The 15,481-nt window shown below is 65.6% G+C and carries 18 protein-coding genes; 3 read left to right on the top strand and 15 right to left on the bottom strand.

Annotation, left to right across the window (positions count from 1 at the left end):
- Window position 1: 1 nt before the first annotated feature.
- From FIU89_RS19605 to FIU89_RS19665, 13 genes are all read right to left on the bottom strand, one after another.
- The gene (locus FIU89_RS19605) at window positions 2-853 is read right to left on the bottom strand and encodes a xanthine dehydrogenase family protein subunit M (RefSeq protein ID WP_152494147.1); all 852 of its coding nucleotides are present in this window, start codon (window positions 851-853) and stop codon (window positions 2-4) included.
- A 106-nt stretch (window positions 854-959) separates the two neighbouring features.
- Window positions 960-1,655, bottom strand: coding sequence for an ABC transporter ATP-binding protein (locus FIU89_RS19610; protein ID WP_152494148.1), 696 nt, complete (start codon window positions 1,653-1,655; stop codon window positions 960-962).
- Window positions 1,655-2,359 (bottom strand): ABC transporter ATP-binding protein, encoded by a 705-nt coding sequence (locus tag FIU89_RS19615; protein WP_152494149.1) that lies wholly within the window; start codon window positions 2,357-2,359, stop codon window positions 1,655-1,657. The genes FIU89_RS19610 and FIU89_RS19615 overlap by 1 nt, the downstream gene beginning before the upstream one ends.
- Window positions 2,359-3,303, bottom strand: coding sequence for a branched-chain amino acid ABC transporter permease (locus FIU89_RS19620; protein ID WP_152494150.1), 945 nt, complete (start codon window positions 3,301-3,303; stop codon window positions 2,359-2,361). The genes FIU89_RS19615 and FIU89_RS19620 overlap by 1 nt, the downstream gene beginning before the upstream one ends.
- Window positions 3,300-4,226 carry a branched-chain amino acid ABC transporter permease gene (locus tag FIU89_RS19625; RefSeq protein ID WP_152494151.1) on the bottom strand — a complete coding sequence of 309 codons (927 nt, stop codon included), beginning with the start codon at window positions 4,224-4,226 and terminating at the stop codon, window positions 3,300-3,302. Before FIU89_RS19625 ends, FIU89_RS19620 begins: the two co-directional genes overlap by 4 nt.
- A gap of 35 nt (window positions 4,227-4,261) precedes the next feature.
- Entirely contained in the window at window positions 4,262-5,548 is a 1,287-nt protein-coding gene (locus FIU89_RS19630; protein WP_152494152.1) for an ABC transporter substrate-binding protein, read from the bottom strand.
- 87 nt (window positions 5,549-5,635) lie between these two features.
- Window positions 5,636-7,015 carry a hypothetical protein gene (locus FIU89_RS19635; protein ID WP_152494153.1) on the bottom strand — a complete coding sequence of 460 codons (1,380 nt, stop codon included), beginning with the start codon at window positions 7,013-7,015 and terminating at the stop codon, window positions 5,636-5,638.
- Between the two features lie 112 nt (window positions 7,016-7,127).
- Window positions 7,128-8,060: a dimethylarginine dimethylaminohydrolase family protein gene (locus tag FIU89_RS19640; RefSeq protein WP_152494154.1), complete on the bottom strand. Its 933-nt coding sequence runs from the start codon at window positions 8,058-8,060 to the stop codon at window positions 7,128-7,130.
- 120 nt (window positions 8,061-8,180) lie between these two features.
- Entirely contained in the window at window positions 8,181-8,459 is a 279-nt protein-coding gene (locus FIU89_RS19645; protein ID WP_152494155.1) for a YrhK family protein, read from the bottom strand.
- Between the two features lie 73 nt (window positions 8,460-8,532).
- Complete coding sequence (locus FIU89_RS19650; protein WP_152494156.1) at window positions 8,533-8,949, bottom strand: BLUF domain-containing protein; 417 nt, start codon at window positions 8,947-8,949, stop codon at window positions 8,533-8,535.
- A gap of 55 nt (window positions 8,950-9,004) precedes the next feature.
- Complete coding sequence (locus FIU89_RS19655) at window positions 9,005-9,454, bottom strand: hypothetical protein (protein ID WP_152494157.1); 450 nt, start codon at window positions 9,452-9,454, stop codon at window positions 9,005-9,007.
- Window positions 9,451-10,521, bottom strand: a complete 1,071-nt coding sequence (gene pheS / locus FIU89_RS19660) for a phenylalanine--tRNA ligase subunit alpha (protein WP_152494158.1) — start codon at window positions 10,519-10,521, stop codon at window positions 9,451-9,453. The genes FIU89_RS19655 and pheS overlap by 4 nt, the downstream gene beginning before the upstream one ends.
- 49 nt (window positions 10,522-10,570) lie before the next feature.
- Window positions 10,571-11,458, bottom strand: coding sequence for a fatty acid desaturase (locus FIU89_RS19665; protein WP_152494159.1), 888 nt, complete (start codon window positions 11,456-11,458; stop codon window positions 10,571-10,573).
- A gap of 252 nt (window positions 11,459-11,710) precedes the next feature.
- On the opposite strand from FIU89_RS19665, the gene FIU89_RS19670 reads away from it, so the two are divergent.
- Entirely contained in the window at window positions 11,711-12,391 is a 681-nt protein-coding gene (locus tag FIU89_RS19670; RefSeq protein WP_152494160.1) for a hypothetical protein, read from the top strand.
- A 332-nt stretch (window positions 12,392-12,723) separates the two neighbouring features.
- On the opposite strand, the gene rplT is transcribed toward FIU89_RS19670, so the two are convergent.
- Window positions 12,724-13,089 (bottom strand): 50S ribosomal protein L20, encoded by a 366-nt coding sequence (rplT, locus tag FIU89_RS19675; RefSeq protein WP_152494161.1) that lies wholly within the window; start codon window positions 13,087-13,089, stop codon window positions 12,724-12,726.
- A 13-nt stretch (window positions 13,090-13,102) separates the two neighbouring features.
- On the bottom strand, window positions 13,103-13,303 hold the full coding sequence (gene rpmI, locus FIU89_RS19680; protein ID WP_152494162.1) for a 50S ribosomal protein L35: 201 nt from the start codon (window positions 13,301-13,303) through the stop codon (window positions 13,103-13,105).
- A gap of 214 nt (window positions 13,304-13,517) precedes the next feature.
- Between rpmI and FIU89_RS19685 the strand changes: the two genes are divergently transcribed.
- Window positions 13,518-14,408 carry a cation diffusion facilitator family transporter gene (locus tag FIU89_RS19685; RefSeq protein WP_152494163.1) on the top strand — a complete coding sequence of 297 codons (891 nt, stop codon included), beginning with the start codon at window positions 13,518-13,520 and terminating at the stop codon, window positions 14,406-14,408.
- Window positions 14,409-14,587: 179 nt separating this feature from the next.
- The gene (locus tag FIU89_RS19690) at window positions 14,588-15,448 is read left to right on the top strand and encodes a helix-turn-helix domain-containing protein (RefSeq protein WP_152494605.1); all 861 of its coding nucleotides are present in this window, start codon (window positions 14,588-14,590) and stop codon (window positions 15,446-15,448) included.
- The last annotated feature ends 33 nt before the right edge of the window (window positions 15,449-15,481 follow it).

A 15,481-nucleotide genomic window follows, 5' to 3' on the forward strand; every position in this document is an offset into this window, starting at 1 on the left:
TTCATCCCGCGCGCCCCGCACACGCGACATCCGCCACAGCCCGGCGCAGCAATTCCGTTGCGGCGTGGCTCCGATACGCGGCATCGGCGCGGATATCGTCGAGCGGCGACAATGCGGCCGCCACGGCCTCTGCGTCGACACGATCCGTCAGCGTATGGTCGGCCTTGCGCCCGATCAGCGCCGCCTCGACCGCAGACAATCGCAGGGCCACCGCGCTGCACGATCCGACCGCCATCGCGACCCGCGACACCGTGCTGTCCGTCACCTCCAGCCGCACCGCCACCATGGCGATCGAGATCACCAGGTATCTCCGCGCGCCCAGCTTCAGAAAGCGCGAGCGTCCCGCCAATGCCGGATGCGGAAGGTGTATCGCCGTGACGACCTCGCCTTGCTTCAGTGCCGTCCTGCGCGGCCCGGTGATGAAGCGTTCCAACGGCATCCGCCGCAGTCCCGTGGCCGAGGCCAACTCGACCTCCGCCTCCAGCGCCAGCAGGCACGGCACCCCGTCCGCCGCGGGCGAGGCGTTGCAGATGTTCCCGCCCAGTGTCCCGGCGTTCTGGATCTGCGCCGCGCCGACCTCGCGCGCCGCCTGTTTCAGCATCTCGCAGGCGGGCGGCAAGTCGGCCTTCACGATATCGCTCCAGGTGGTTGCCGCCCCGATCCGCACACCATCGTCACCCCGCGCGATCCCGCGCAGGCCCGCCACGCGGCTGATGTCCACCACCGGCCCCTGCAACGCCCGTGCCGCCGTCGCCGGAAACAGATCGGTGCATCCCGCCGCCACGCGCCCGCCACTCTGCGCCAGCAATGCCAGCGCATGGTCAAGGGTCTCGGGCCTCATGTAACCGCTCACCGCGCTCTCCATGCCGGGGTGCGCTCATCGTGCGCCGCCGCATTTCGCCCTGTCAACTCAAAGCGTTTTGCCGTCACCCTTGCGGATCAACGAGAGGCGAAACGCGTCAAACCCCCACGTAACGATCCACGATCGAGTGATCCTGCCGCAGCGCTTCCGCACTCAGCACCTCGCCGTTGCGCCCGTTCTCGATGAATGCCACCCGGTCGGCCACCGAGAGTACCGCATCGACCCGCTGTTCCACCAGCAGGATCGCCACGCCCTGCGCGCGCATCTTGACGATGACTTGCCGGATCGCCTCGATCATCGAGGGTTGCAGCCCCTCGGTCGGCTCATCGAGCAGCAGCGCCTTGGGCTGGATGCACAACGCCCGCGCCGTGGCCAGCATCTGCTGCTCTCCGCCCGACAGGGTCTGCGCCGGCTGGTCCATCCGCTCCCGCAACCGGGGAAAGAGCTCCAGCACCTCGTCCAGAACGTCCTTGCCCGCGCCACGCACCTGCAACCCGATCTCCAGGTTCTGCGCCACGCTGAGGCCCGCGAACAGCCGCCGCCCCTGCGGGATATACCCGATCCCGGCCCGCGGCACCTCGTGCGGGGGCAGGCTGCCGATATCCTGCCCGTCCAGCGTGATCCGCCCCGACATCAGCGGCAACAGCCCCATGATCGTCTGCATCGTGGTGGTCTTGCCGGCGCCATTTCGGCCCAGCAGGCACAGGATCTCCCCCGCCTCAACCCGCAAGGACAGATCCCGCAACACCTGCGCCGCGCCATACCCCGAATTGACCGCTTGCAGTTCCAGCATCATCCGGTCCCCAGATAGGCCGCCTGCACGTCGGCATTCTCGTGGATCTGCTCCGGCGTCCCCTCGGCCAGCATCTCTCCGAAGTTCAGCACGCTCACCGTGTCGGCGGTCTCCATCACCACCTTCATGTTGTGCTCGATCAGCAGGATCGTCGTCTCGCCCGCCAGGTCCCGGATCAACGCCTTGAACGCGTCGATCTCGCCCTCCGAAAGGCCCTGCGTCGGCTCGTCCAGGATCAGTAAGCGCGGCGCCTGCACCAGCCCCATCGCGATCTCCAGCAGGCGCTGGTGCCCGTAGCTGAGGTTCCCCGCCTCCTCACCGGCCTGCCCTTCCAGTCCCACACGCCCCAACGCCTCCGCCACGGCGGGCTCCACCGCGCGACCCTGCAACCGCCGCCGCGCGGCCAGCGCCACGTTCTCCTGCACCGGCAGACGCGGAAAGATCGAGGTGATCTGGAAAGTGTACGCCATCCCCTTCAGGATCCGCTTGTGCGCAGGCAGACTGGTGATGTCCTCGCCGTCGAACGTCACGGTCCCGGATGTCGGCGCGATCCGCCCGCAGATCATGCCAACCAGCGTCGTCTTGCCTGCCCCGTTCGGACCAATGAGCGCCCTCACCTCGCCTTGCGGCAAGTCGAAATCCACGTTCGTGACCGCCTGCAACCCGTCAAACGACTTGGACAGTCCCCGCACCTTCAGCAGCATCACGGCAGTCCCTTCCACAGCCGCCGCCGCACTTCGCCGGTCAGGCCCTGCGGCGCGAAGAGCGTCAGCGCCACCAGCGCCACGCCCGCGATCAGCATATAGGCCGAGGTGACGCCGGAACTGAGGTCGATGAGGTAGAACATGAAGAGCGTGCCCACGAACGGCCCCAGCACGGTGCCCGCGCCGCCCAAGAGCACCCACAAAAGCGGAAAGATCGAGTACTGCACCGACCCGAAGGTGGCTCCGGCATAGCCGAACAGAAGGCCGTAAAAGGCCCCCGCCGCCGCCGAGATCGTGCCCGACGCCACCATCGCCCCCAGCTTGTGCGCATAGGTGTCGTAGCCCAGCATCCGCACCCGCTCCTCGTTTTCGCGGATGGCGATCAGAGTCCGCCCGAACCGGCTCTGCACCAGCCACAACGACAGTAGGAAGCAGACCGAGAACAGCCCCCAGGCCGCGAAATACCGCGCCGTCGGGTCGATCAGGTCGATCCCCCACAGCACCCGCTGCGCCTGCTGGATCACAAACCCCTCGTCGCCCCGCGTGTATTCCCCGAAATAGAGGATCGTCAGGTAGCCCGCCTGCGCGAACATCAGCGTCACGATCATGAACGCCACGCCAGAGGTCCTGAGCGCCAACAGCGCCAGCCCCCCGGCCACCAGAGCCCCCGCCACGATCCCCGCGATCAACGCGGGCGCGGGCGTGAACCCCGCGTGCTGGATGGTCAGCCCCATCCCGTACATGCCCGCCGCAAAAAACAACGCGTGCCCAAGGCTCAACAGCCCCGTGTAGCCGAAAAGGATGTTGTACCCCACGGCGTAAGACGCCAGCACCATGATCCGCGCAATGTTCCCCTGGTGATACGCCGGCAGCACGAACTGCAACGCGAACAGCACCACCAGTAGGCCCAGGTGCAGCCCCAGAACGCGCCCGCCCATGCTCATGCCGTTCTGGTCCCGAACAGGCCCTGCGGCCGGAACACCAGCACCAGCCCCACCAGCAGCGTCGCCAAAATCTTCGCCAGCGTCGGCGAAAAGAAGACCGAGATGATCCCGTCACTCAACCCGATGAACAGCGCCGCCAGCACGGTTCCCGGCAGGCTCCCCAGCCCCCCGATGATGACCACGATGAAGGCCAGCAGCAACGGCTCCACCCCCATCAGGTAATGCGCCTGCTGGATCGGCACGATAAGCACCGCCCCCAGCGCCGCCAGCCCCGCGCCGATCCCGAAGACCAGCGCATAGACCCGCTCCACCGGGATGCCAAAGGCCAGCGCCATGTCCCGATCCGCCTGCGTCGCCCGCATCAACAACCCGATCCTCGTCCGCGCCATCATCGCCCAGACGCCGCACAACACCGCGCCCGCGGCAAAGATTACGAACAGTTTGTACGAGGTGATGCTCCAGCCCCAGGGCTGCGCCATGCCGAACAGCGTCTCGAACCACTCGTACCACGGCAGCTCGACCCGGCCACTGAAGGGTGCCTCCACGGGGCGCGCCTCGGGGCCATAGGTCATCAGGGTCAGTTGCTGGATTACATAGAGCAAGCCAATCGTCGCCACGATCGTCCGCTCCGGATCATATTCAATATGCTTCAGTATGGTCACATCCGCCGCCGCCGCCAGCGCCCCCACGACCAGCGGCGCGATCACCAACGCGGCAACGAACCCCAGCGCCGGATGCCCCCCCACCATCTGCGCGACGTACCAGGCAATCACCGCACCCAGCATGTAGAACTCGCCATGCGCGATATTCACCACCCGCATCACGCCGAACACAAGGCTCAGGCCCACGGCGGTCAGCGCCAGCACCGCAGCCGTCACCGCGCCTTCCAGCGTGGCGAGGATAAGATGAGGTCCGAATTCCATCAGGTCAGGTCACACGCCCCCGCCCGCCGCACGCATCACAGCGGCTGCGTGGTGTAATCCACCTCGTCGGGATACATCGTGTCGTCGATCGACGTCGTGTGCACCCGCACCAGTCGCCCGTTCTCGACCCGGCTGATATGCTGATGCCCGAACACCTGGTGCGTCTTGCCATTGAACCGCTTGGCCCCCTGCGGATGCGCCTGGCTTTCGGGCATATCGCCCATCGCCTCGACCGCCTCGATCAGCTTTGCGCGGTCCAGCGGCCCGGCATAGCCCGACGCTTCCATTCCTGCCTTGATGATGTGCAGCGTCTCCCAGCAGCCGAACATATGCGCATAGGTCGACACGTCGCTCGGGTCGCTGACCGACGCGCCGGTCTCGTCCACGCCCACGGCCTCACGATAGAACGCCTCGTGCTCGCTCTGGTCCTCCTGCGCGTAGCGCGGCATCCCTTCCCAGAAATACGTCCCTTCCAAAAACTCCAGGCCCGGGCTGGAAATATCCACCGCCTCCAGGCTGTCGATAAAGCCGAAGATTTCCGGCCCCTGGTCGCCGAAAAACTCGCCCAATTCCTTCACGAAGGTCAGAACGGCAGGGCCGACCATCACGTGATACAGCACCTCGGTATCGCGTGGGATCTGCGGGAAATACTTGGTAAAGCTCGTCTCGCTGGGCGGAATCGCGATCTGCTCCAAGACCTCGCCGCCCTGTTCCTCGATCGCGGCGGTAAAGAAATCCCGGTGATCGTGACCGAAGGCGAAATCGGGGAAGATCATCGTGACCTTTTTCCCGAGGTTCTCCGACACGTAAGGCGCCATCGCCTGCACCTGGCTCTTCACGTCCGTGATGCCCGGTTGCAGGGTATAGCGGTTCAGCATCCCGCTCGCCACGTGATGCCCCTCGGAGACCACGAAATAGGGCAGCTTCAACTCCCCTGCCCGCGGCGCAGACCCGATCACCACGTGGGAAAACAGCGTGCCGAAACCGACGTCACAGCCATGCTGGTTGGCGAATTTCTCCACCACCTCGGCACCGCGCTTGGGATCCGTGCCGTCATCCTCGGCGATGATCTCGATCTTCCGTCCGTTGATGCCGCCACCCTCGTTGATCAACTTCACCGCCGCCTCGGTGGTGCGCCCGTACCAGCGGCCATAGGCGGCCCCGATGCCGGTGCTGTGCTGCTGAAACCCGATCTTGATCGGCTCCGAGCTCTGCGCCTGCGCATACCGCGCCCAAAGCGGCAGGCTCGCCGCGCCCGCCGCTGCTCCGGCCAGTGTTTTCAACGCGCCCCGGCGCGACGTGCCCTTGATCAGCTTGGTCATCGCGAACTCTCCCCGTTCTTTGAAATGACTTTGGCACGATCCTGCGAAGCCCGCCCCGGTTTGTCCAGTGTTTTGACCGGACTGCCCTCAACCGCGCGGCGAGGCCAGCAGCCACAGCCCGAAGAACGTGTAGGCCACCATGAACACCGCCAGCGGCGCCTGCCCCAGCACGGCGCGCCGCCGGTCGGGCCTGTCCCGCATGGCCAGCGAGTGCGCCATCAGGATCGCGACGACATGCCCCGCCACCACGGCCCCGGCCTGGCTCAGCCAGATCCGCCGCACCGTGTCTTGGGTGTTGAAGAAGCCCGTGGTCACATAGAACCCGTCGAGGCCCAGCAAGTGGGCCCCGTTCGACAACGGATCATCCAGCATCAGCACCACGTATTGCCCTTCGACCAGGAAGGCCGGCAGGTAATGCGCCACGTGATAGCCCAGCGCGATCGGCAGGATCGACGGAGCGAACAGGCATACCGACGCCCGCAGGCTCCGCCCGGTCCCGGCAATGCGCTCGCCCAGCCACAGGCAGGCGGCGAACACCGCCAACAGACCGAAATTCGCCACCACCAATCCAATGAGATTCGGCACCACCACCGCCGACCGCCCCGGAAACTCCAGAGGATTGACCCCGATCACCCCCAGCCACCAGAAAGTCTCGTGCAGCCCGTCAAAGCTGCCCGTCCCCAGCAGGAACACCATCAGCACCGCCAGCGCCAGCGGCGGCGCCCGCCGCACCACGCCCTGCCAGCCCCACAGGCCAACCGCCAGCCGCCCGCGCGCCTTGGCAAACAGCCCCATGCGCCCATAGGCCCGCATCATGACCGTCACCATCTCGCCCCGCAGCAGGAACGCCGGCCCGAACAGCAGCACCCCGAACAGTACCGCGTACCAGTATAACCCCACGACACTGGCCAACCGCGCCGGATCCGCCGGCGCCGGGTCGCACAACAGGAACGCCGCGAACGCCAGGAACAGCACAACCGCCGGCCAATACCCCCAGCCGCGCGGATAGCGCATCAACGCCCGCATCCCCGTCCACCGCGCCAACACCGCCACCACCCCGGTCCACGGGTTCGTCCAGCGCCAGTGATTGCCGATCAACCCTTGCAGGCTCACCAGCACCACCCACCACACCGTCCAGGTCAACAGCGGCATCGGGTTCTCCATCGGCGTGCGCGGCCCGGCAAAGCCCTGCCAGACGCCGAATGCCAGGATCCCCGTCGCCAGCAGGCTGGTCCCATGCCGCAATGCCCAACGTGGCCGCCGCACCAGCGGCACCGGCGAAAACACCGCCTCGCCCGCCCGCGCCGGCAACACCGCCAGCAACAGTACCGTCAGGACGACGCTCGCCACCCCAGCCGAAATGTAGACATCCGTCGGCAACAGAAGAACGAAACTCTGCTCCGACGCATGTGCCCGCGCCATCCCGCCCCAGAACAGGACAAGGCAGACCGGCAGAGCCCGCCTCACGATTTCTTCTTCTGGCCGGAAATATCCCGGGGAGAGCGTTGAAACGCAGTTTCAACGTGAGGGGCTGGCCCCTCTTCCCCACAATAAAGCGTGGCGCAGCCACTCATTCAGATCACCCCGGGTCGCGAATCAGACTCTGGCACATGCAATGCACGCCGCCACCCCCTTGGGTGATCATGCTCAGGTCCGGGTCGTAAATGGTGAACCCCAGCGCGCGCAGCTTCTCCTTCAGCGTCTTCGACCCCTCGGGCAGCAGCACCCGGTCCTGCCCCAGCGCCACCACGTTGCAGCCCAGAGCGATGGTCTCCTGGAACGGCACCTCGACGATCTCGATCTTCTTCGCGCGCAGCCAGTCGACGATCTCGGGATCGGTGCAATCGGTGCAGACCGCAGCCAGCTTCGGCGCCAGCATCACCACCATCAGGTCGATATGCACATAGAACGGGTCGATATCGGCCAGCTTCACTTCCCAGCCCTCGGCCTCCATCCACGACGCGACCTGCCGCGCGCCCTCATGCATCGACCGGCCTTCTTCGCCTTCCCAGCCGATCAGAACACACCCCGGCTCGATCACGTTGAAATCGCCCCCCTCGAAGGTGCCCGCAGTGACGAAATCGTAAATCGGAATGCCAAGGCCCTGGTAGGTCTCGATCGCCCGGAAATTCTCGCCCCGGCGCCAGTGTTGCGACATATGCGTGATGATTGCGCCATAGGGCGTCATCACCGAACTGTCCCGCGCATAAACCTGGTAGGGCAGTTCCGGATCCGGCACATGGGTCTGCACCTCGACGCCCGCGCTTTCATAGGCGCTCATCATCTCGGAATGCTGTTTTTTCGCAACGTTAGGGTCAAATTCCACCCCCCGCCGCAGCGTCTTCTTGCTCACCGACGAGGTCTTCAGCCAGCGGTAATTCTCGATTGGCCCCAGCAGCACCGACCGCAACGTGCCATAGTCACTATCCGCTCCCCAGTCGTTCAGCCTGGGCGTGCCGCCGCCCTCGCGCCGTGCGCGCAGGGTAAAATTGTCAGCCGGTTGATCTTTCATGTCCGCTCTCCTTTGCGCGAGAGGCTGAGCCGATGCCACGTCCAAGTCAAGCGCGACCGCACTGGCACCGCCATCGCGCCCGGTCCTTGCGCAAAACAGAGCCGTTGCGGGCGCGAAACCTCAAGGCCTGTACCGCTCCGCCAGGTCCTCCGTATCCCCGACCGAGGCCAGCTTGACCTCGCGGATCAGCTTCAGCGTCGGTTTCAGGCAAAAGAACACGGACCCCACGATGAACAGCCAGACCGCCACCGTTTCCGTCGCCTTCCACAGAAACAGGATCGACCCGATCAGGAACGAGAACGCGGCGACGAAATCCGCCAGCGTGTGCAACAGCTCGAAAATGGCGTAAAGCCGGCGTGTCTCGGCATTCACATGGCGCTTGTCCTTGAACATCTGCATGGCACTCTCCCCGGGTCTGTCGAAAGTCGCGCCCTAGAAAGACCACGCCGCCCGAATTGGCAAGCAAAAGACCCTAATCCTGCGGAAAAGGCACCACGCCGTCCGCCGCCAGCCGGTTGAAAAAGCCCAGAACCTCGTCCTCGGTCGCCTGTTCCACCGCGCCCGCGCGCACCGCCTCGCGGCTCCAGACCCAAGATTGCGCTGGGTCGTCCCTCATCGCCCAGGCCGGGAACAATCGCGTTTTGATCGACCGCTCCAGCAGGTTGCGCGGTTCGATATGCCGGTCATCCTGCCGAATGCGCGCGTAACAGTGCCTAACGGCCTTGTCGGGCCCTTCCAGCAACTGTAGGTACAGATCCGCCCGACAGATCAACGCCCCGGTGATCCCGTCCCGTTCATTGCACCGCCGCGCATCCAGCAGGATACCGGCCAGCATCGCATCGTCGTATCCGAAGGGGCGAGAGGCATAGATCAACTGCGTGAGCGCCATGACAGGGCTCCTTTCGCGCTCAGCCTAGGCCACGAACGCTGCGCTGTCTACGCGATCACGATCCGCGCTGGGCGCGAAACAGCTCTGCATTCGGAATCTGGCCCGCGCCACGGTTCAGCTTCAGATCGTCGCGCATCCGCGCATTCAGCTCGACCAGCTTTGCCTCCAGCGCCTGCTTCGCGGCCTCGATCCGCGCCGCACCCTGCCGCTCACTCCGGGCATGGTGATACGCCAGCACCGCCTCGTAGGCCTCAGTGCTGGCCCGCATCACCGCGACCGACGCGATCACGTCGATCGCCCGGTCCGCCCCCGGCGCACGCTTAGGCAGATCCTGCCCGTGGTTCAGCGCATGCGCCATCCCGTGCAAGTGGGTCAAATGCTCGGTATAGAGCCTGATCCGCGCCTCGGTCAGCCGCCGAAACGCCCGCGCAACCTTGATTGCGATATAGGTAAGCAGAGTGGCAATCACGCACAAAAGCGCCAGAATGCCCTGCCCGACGGTCACCGGCTCAAGCCGCCATGCAGCGTCGGCACATCCAGCGCCGCGAAGCCGTAGTGCCGCAGCCACCGCAGGTCCGAATCAAAGAAAGCCCGCAGGTCCGGGATGCCGTATTTCAGCATCGCGATCCGGTCGATCCCCATGCCGAAGGCAAAGCCCTGCCATTCATCCGGGTCGATCCCGCCCGAGCGCAGCACATGCGGATGCACCATGCCCGACCCCAGCACTTCCAGCCAGTCGTCGCCCTCGCCCACCTTGACCGTGCCGCCTTCAAAGGCGCACTGGATGTCCACCTCCGCCGACGGTTCGGTGAAGGGAAAGTGCGAGGCCCGGAAACGGGTCTTCACCGAGGTGCCGAAATAGGCGGTGAAGAACTCCTCCAGTACCCATTTCAGGTTCGCCATCGAGATATCCTTGTCGATGGCCAGCCCTTCGACCTGGTGGAACATCGGCGTGTGGGTCTGGTCGTAATCGGCGCGATAGACGCGGCCCGGCGCGATGATCCGGCAAGGCGCGCCGTGTTTTTCCAGGTGCCGGATCTGCACCGGCGAGGTGTGCGTGCGCAGCACGTCGGGCGCGCGGTCGTCCCCTTCGGCCCGATGCATATAGAACGTGTCCATCTCGGCCCGCGCCGGGTGGTGGCTGGGGATGTTCAGCGCGTCGAAATTGTACCAGTCGGTGTCGATCTGCGGCCCCTCGGCCACGGCGAACCCCATGTCGGCGAAGATCGCCGTGACTTCCTCGGTCACCTGGCTGATCGGGTGGATCGTGCCTTGCCGCCGCGGCCGTCCCGGCAGGGTCACGTCCAGCCATTCCTCGCGCAGCCGTTCGTCCAGCGCGGCATCCGCCAGCGCCACCTTCTTGGCCGCCAGCGCAGAGTTGATCTCGTCCTTCAGCGCGTTCAGCTTCGGCCCCATCTCCTGCCGCTCTTCGGGCGTCATCTTGCCCAGCTCGCGCATCTTCAGCGCGACTTCGCCCTTCTTGCCCACGGCCTGCACGCGCAGATCCTCCAGCGCGGCCTCGTCACCGGCCTCGGCAATGGCACTCAGGTACTTGTCTCTCAGGTCATCCATGGCGTTTCACTCAATCCCGGTTTGAACGCCGGTTACCCCGACTGGCCCATCAGCGCAAGGTCGCGGCATACTCTCGGGTGAATTCCACGTACCCGTCCGAGACGACACCGTGATGCCCCTGCATCATGCCATGCAGCTCCGGCAGGCGGTGGAACGGCACCTGCGGCAGGGCGTGATGCTCGGTGTGATAGGGCATGTTCCACGCCAGGAACCGCACGATCCGGTTGGTATGGGTGGTGCGCGTGTTCCGGAACATATCCGCCACGAAGGCACAGCGCCCGTGTTCCGCCAGCAGGTACAGCCGCAGAAACGGCTGCCCCAGAAGCGCCGGGAGGATCCAGGCCCAGAACAGCAAGGGCGTCACCACGAGGCTCGCCAGCGCCACGGCGTAGAGCGCCAGCATCGCCCGCGCCTCCCTCACCAAGCGCGGCCGCGCGCGCTCGGGCACGTAATCGCCCGGGTCGACCCCCGCCGCATTCCGCAGGGTCCGGGTCAGCATGGCCGCCCAGAACGGCAGGCCGGTCACATGCCAAAGATAGGCGCGCCAGCCTTCGGGTTTGGCCCCGGCCAGCAGTTCGGGGTCCTCGCCGGGGATGTTGGTGTGCCGGTGATGCGCAAGGTGAAAATACCGGAACCACTCGAACGGCTGCACGATCAGCAGGCCACACACCCGCCCCACCGCTTCATTCAGCCAGGGCGACCGGAACGGCGTCTTGTGCGTCGCCTCGTGCTCCAGCGTGAACAGGAAACAGATGGCGATGCCCTGCGGAATCAGCAGCGCCCCCCACAAAGGCCAGCCCAGCCCGATCCAGACACCGAAAAGCCCGATCAGCCCGAAATGCACCGCCAGCCGGAATACGCCGGGCGCATTCTCGGCCTCGGTCAGCCCGGCCAATACGTCCCGAGGCAAGGTGGCGATGAACTCCCGGTGATCCATGCGGAAAGCCTATAGCGTTTCGCGAAAAACCTGAATCACGGATTTTCAAGAAATGCAGTGCTCCGCACAATCGTTGGACGCGTTCCGCCTTTTGCTGAGGCCTCAGGTCAAAGGCGGAACGCTTCAGGCAGCCCCTCGCGCTCCGGCAAGGGGAGATCGCCGGCCCCCGCTCACGCACGGGTTACTTGACACCCCCAACGACGGACCATAGCGCAGCCGGGCAGGCTTTTTAATCAACAATAGCAGGTCCCTATGCGCAACCTTTCCCCCGTGGACCAGTTCCTCTTCGGGCTGATGAACGCCAGTCTCCTCTTCACCTTGGTCTACTGGATCCTGGGCTTCGACACTCAGTTCGCCACCGGCTTCGCCATCGAGGACGGCCCCGTCGAGTACGGCACCGCCGTCATGCTGTTCGTGTCGGCGCTGGTGCTGGCATGGCACTCCGCGCGCCAGTGCCGCAAAGGCCAGGCGCTGGCCGGGCTCTGCCTGTCGATCTACGCCCTGATCTTCGTTTTCGGCACGGGCGAAGAGATTTCCTGGGGGCAGCGCATCCTGGGGCTGGAGACGCCCGCCTCGCTCCGGGAGGTCAACTTCCAGGAGGAAATCACGCTGCACAACATCGTCGTGGGCGGCAAGCAGCTGACCAAGACGGTGTTCGGCAGCGGGCTAACTGTCGCGATCCTGCTCTACCTGCTGGCGTTGCCGGCGCTTTACGGCAGATCCCGCCTTGTCACGCGCATCGCGGACCGCCTGGCTTGGCCGGTGCCGTCATGGCGTCACGGAATCATGGGCATTGTCGCCAGCGTGGTGATGCTGGTGGTCGAGATCCCCCGGCAGTGGGAGGTTTACGAATTCGTCTTCAGCCTGCTGACCACGTCGATCTTTCTTGCGCCGGCCAACACCGCGACGTTCGGACGGCCAGACGCGGCCTGAGCCGCATCCACACGCCCGCCCCGGACCGGGCCAATGGAACTCAGGCCGCTGACGTGCTGCGCATTTCGCGCACTTCGCGGTCATGCGCCGCCAGCAGCCGCTTGGCCTTTTCACTCAGTTCGGATTGCCCGTCGCGGGTCTGCACGATCACGCGTACCATGTCTCTGCCTCCTGGGTTGCCGCCCTTTCCGGGCCGTTGTGTCAAAAGGCATCGCACAACTTTGCGGAGAAAGTATGTCTGATTTTAGAAAATTGTTAACGATCCCGGCACAAAGAAAAACGCCGCCGGGGTGACCCGACGGCGCTCGTTTCTTGTCCCTCGAACGGCAGGCTTACGCGGTCAGCGCGCCTTTTGCCTGTTCCACGATGGCGCCGAATGCGGCGGGTTCGTGCACGGCCAGATCGGCCAGGACCTTGCGGTCCACTTCGACACCGGCCAGCGACAGGCCGTTGATGAACCGCGAATAGGTCAGCGATTCGTCATGGGCGCGCACGGCGGCGTTGATCCGCTGGATCCACAGCGCGCGGAAGTTCCGCTTGCGGTTCTTGCGGTCGCGCGTGGCGTACTGGTTGGCCTTGTCCACGGCCTGTGCCGCCACCTTGAAGGTGTTCTTGCGACGGCCGTAATAGCCTTTTGCGGCGTTGGTGATTTTCTTGTGACGGGCGTGGGTAACGGTCCCACCTTTGACTCTCGACATGTCTCGAACCTCCTCAGCGTGCGTAAGGCATCATCGGCTTGATGATCTGCTCATCAGCCTTGCTCAGCGTCGTGGTGCCACGCGCGTTGCGGATGAATTTGTTGGTGCGTTTGATCATGCCGTGGCGCTTGCCGGCCTGGCCAGCCACCACGCGGCCCTTGGCCGTCACCTTGAACCGCTTCTTGCAGCTCGATTTCGTCTTCATCTTGGGCATTTCCGGCTCCTCTTGATGGTCGGTCTTATGCGCGACTCGGCATGCCACTTCGGCCGGCCGCGCGAATGAGAGCGCCGTATAGGACGACAGCGTGCGTAAAGCAAGGGGGTTTGCCCCGGTTTGCGGCCGTCCTGGAAAGGGGGCGTGCCCCGGGCGCTTGCCAACACGCACCCGCAGGGCTAGACCGAATTTTCCCAACCCACGGGAGGCGCCAGTGTCCACCACCCTCCGGCTCGCCATGGCAAGCATCTTCGTCGGTGCGATCGTGCTCGCGATCAAAAGCCTGGCGTGGTGGCTGACAGGCTCGGTGGCCCTTCTGTCGGATGCCCTGGAAAGCACCGTCAACGTGGCCACGGCCATCGCGGCGCTCATCGCGATCCGCATCGCCGCCATACCGGCGGATTCCTCGCACCCCTACGGCCACCACAAGGCCGAGTTCTTCAGCGCCGTGCTCGAAGGCGTGATGATCATCATCGCCGCACTCGTCATCCTGCGCGAGGCCTATCGCGGCTTTCTCGATCCCGCAGCACTCGACATGCCGGTCGAGGGGCTTCTGATCAACGGCGCCGCCACGGTCTTCAACGCGCTCTGGGCCTGGGTCCTGGTCACCCGCGGCCGAGCCAATTCGTCGCCCGCGCTCGTCGCCGACGGACGCCACCTGTGGACCGATGTCGTCACCTCGGCGGGCGTCGCGCTTGGCGTCCTTCTGGCGATGATCACCGGCTGGTGGATGCTCGACCCGATCATGGCCGCCATCGTCGCGGTCAACATCCTCTGGTCCGGCTCGCGCGTCGTGCGCGAATCGCTCAGCGGCCTGATGGACGAGGCCGTATCCGACGAAACGCTCGACACCGTGCGCGAGATCATCGCGACCGAGGCCGGCGGCGCGGTCGAGGCGCACGACCTGCGCACCCGCCATGCCGGGCCGGCGATCTTCATCGACTTTCACCTCGTCGTGCCCGGCGACACCACGGTCTTCGACGCGCACGAGATCTGCGACCGGGTCGAAGCCGCCCTGAAACAGGCGGTCGAGGGCGCACGGATCACCATCCACGTGGAGCCCGAGCACAAGCAGAAGCATTCCGGTATCGTCGTGCTGGACTGACCCCCGACCCCGCCTCGCGTCAAAGCGCCATTTGCGCGGAAATCCGATTGCCGGTAACATCCGGCCCAGGGAGGATCGGCAGGCTGGACAGGAAGCGCCATATCGACAAGGTCGTGAACGCGGTGAACTCGCCCAGCGCCGCCGCGCGCTCGGCACTGGCCGCGTCCTGGCACCGCTCGATGGAACGGCACGGGCTCGATCCCGCCGCCCCGGCACAGGGCCAGCGCGTCGATCACAGCGTGGCCGACGAAAGCCGCGCCCGCCTCGACCGCTTCATGACCATCGCCGCCCCCAAGCTTGACCAGCTTTTCGGTCTCGTGGGCCTCTCGGGCTGCGGCGTCCTCTTGACCGACGAAAGCGGCGTCATCCTCGACCAGCGCTGTTCCGACGGGGACCGCACCACGTTCGAGGACTGGGGCCTCGCCGTCGGCGCCGACTGGTCCGAGGCCGCGGAGGGCACCAATGGCATCGGCACCTGCCTGACCGAGAAACGCCGTATCACCATTCACCGCGACGACCACTTCCTCGCCCGCAACATCGGCATGAGCTGCATGGACGCGCCCATTTTCGGCCCCGATGGCGGGCTTCTGGCCGCGCTCGACGTCTCCTCGGCCCGTGTCGACCAGACCGAGGCCTATAACCGCCTCATCGCCGCGATGGTCGATCAGACCGCCCACGCGATCGAGGCAGATTTCTTTCGCGCCTCCTATCCGAAGGCCCGCATCGTGGTGGCCGATTCTGCCGAAGGCAGCGCGGCGACGCTCTTGGCCGTGGATGGCGACGACATCGTGGTGGGCGCCACCCGCGAGGCCCGCAAGGCGCTCGGCCTGTCGCCCAGCGGCGTCTTCACGCCCCGCCCCGCCTCGGACATCTTCGGGCGCGAGGACGGCCCCCGCGGCTTCGAGAAGGCCGAGCGCGCCGCCGTCGTGCGCGCCCTCACCCGCGCTGGCGGCAACGTGTCCGAGGCCGCCCGCGCGCTGGGAATCGGCCGCGCCACGCTCTATCGGCGCATGAAACGGCTGGGTCTGGACGACACCTGACCCGACCTGTCTCAGTTCTGAGACACCCCCGCG

It is taken from the genome of Roseovarius sp. THAF27 (assembly GCF_009363655.1).
Taxonomy (GTDB): domain Bacteria; phylum Pseudomonadota; class Alphaproteobacteria; order Rhodobacterales; family Rhodobacteraceae; genus Roseovarius.

Bases quoted from the DNA above. Each gene is read 5' to 3' on its own strand.
- FIU89_RS19610 (WP_152494148.1), bottom strand. From the start codon at position 1,655: ATGCTGGAACTGCAAGCGGTCAATTCGGGGTATGGCGCGGCGCAGGTG.
- FIU89_RS19615 (WP_152494149.1), bottom strand. From the start codon at position 2,359: ATGCTGCTGAAGGTGCGGGGACTGTCCAAGTCGTTTGACGGGTTGCAG.
- FIU89_RS19620 (WP_152494150.1), bottom strand. From the start codon at position 3,303: ATGAGCATGGGCGGGCGCGTTCTGGGGCTGCACCTGGGCCTACTGGTG.
- FIU89_RS19625 (WP_152494151.1), bottom strand. From the start codon at position 4,226: ATGGAATTCGGACCTCATCTTATCCTCGCCACGCTGGAAGGCGCGGTG.
- FIU89_RS19630 (WP_152494152.1), bottom strand. From the start codon at position 5,548: ATGACCAAGCTGATCAAGGGCACGTCGCGCCGGGGCGCGTTGAAAACA.
- FIU89_RS19640 (WP_152494154.1), bottom strand. From the start codon at position 8,060: ATGAAAGATCAACCGGCTGACAATTTTACCCTGCGCGCACGGCGCGAG.
- FIU89_RS19645 (WP_152494155.1), bottom strand. From the start codon at position 8,459: ATGCAGATGTTCAAGGACAAGCGCCATGTGAATGCCGAGACACGCCGG.
- FIU89_RS19650 (WP_152494156.1), bottom strand. From the start codon at position 8,949: ATGGCGCTCACGCAGTTGATCTATGCCTCTCGCCCCTTCGGATACGAC.
- pheS (WP_152494158.1), bottom strand. From the start codon at position 10,521: ATGGATGACCTGAGAGACAAGTACCTGAGTGCCATTGCCGAGGCCGGT.
- FIU89_RS19665 (WP_152494159.1), bottom strand. From the start codon at position 11,458: ATGGATCACCGGGAGTTCATCGCCACCTTGCCTCGGGACGTATTGGCC.
- FIU89_RS19670 (WP_152494160.1), top strand. From the start codon at position 11,711: ATGCGCAACCTTTCCCCCGTGGACCAGTTCCTCTTCGGGCTGATGAAC.
- rplT (WP_152494161.1), bottom strand. From the start codon at position 13,089: ATGTCGAGAGTCAAAGGTGGGACCGTTACCCACGCCCGTCACAAGAAA.
- rpmI (WP_152494162.1), bottom strand. From the start codon at position 13,303: ATGCCCAAGATGAAGACGAAATCGAGCTGCAAGAAGCGGTTCAAGGTG.
- FIU89_RS19690 (WP_152494605.1), top strand. From the start codon at position 14,588: ATGGAACGGCACGGGCTCGATCCCGCCGCCCCGGCACAGGGCCAGCGC.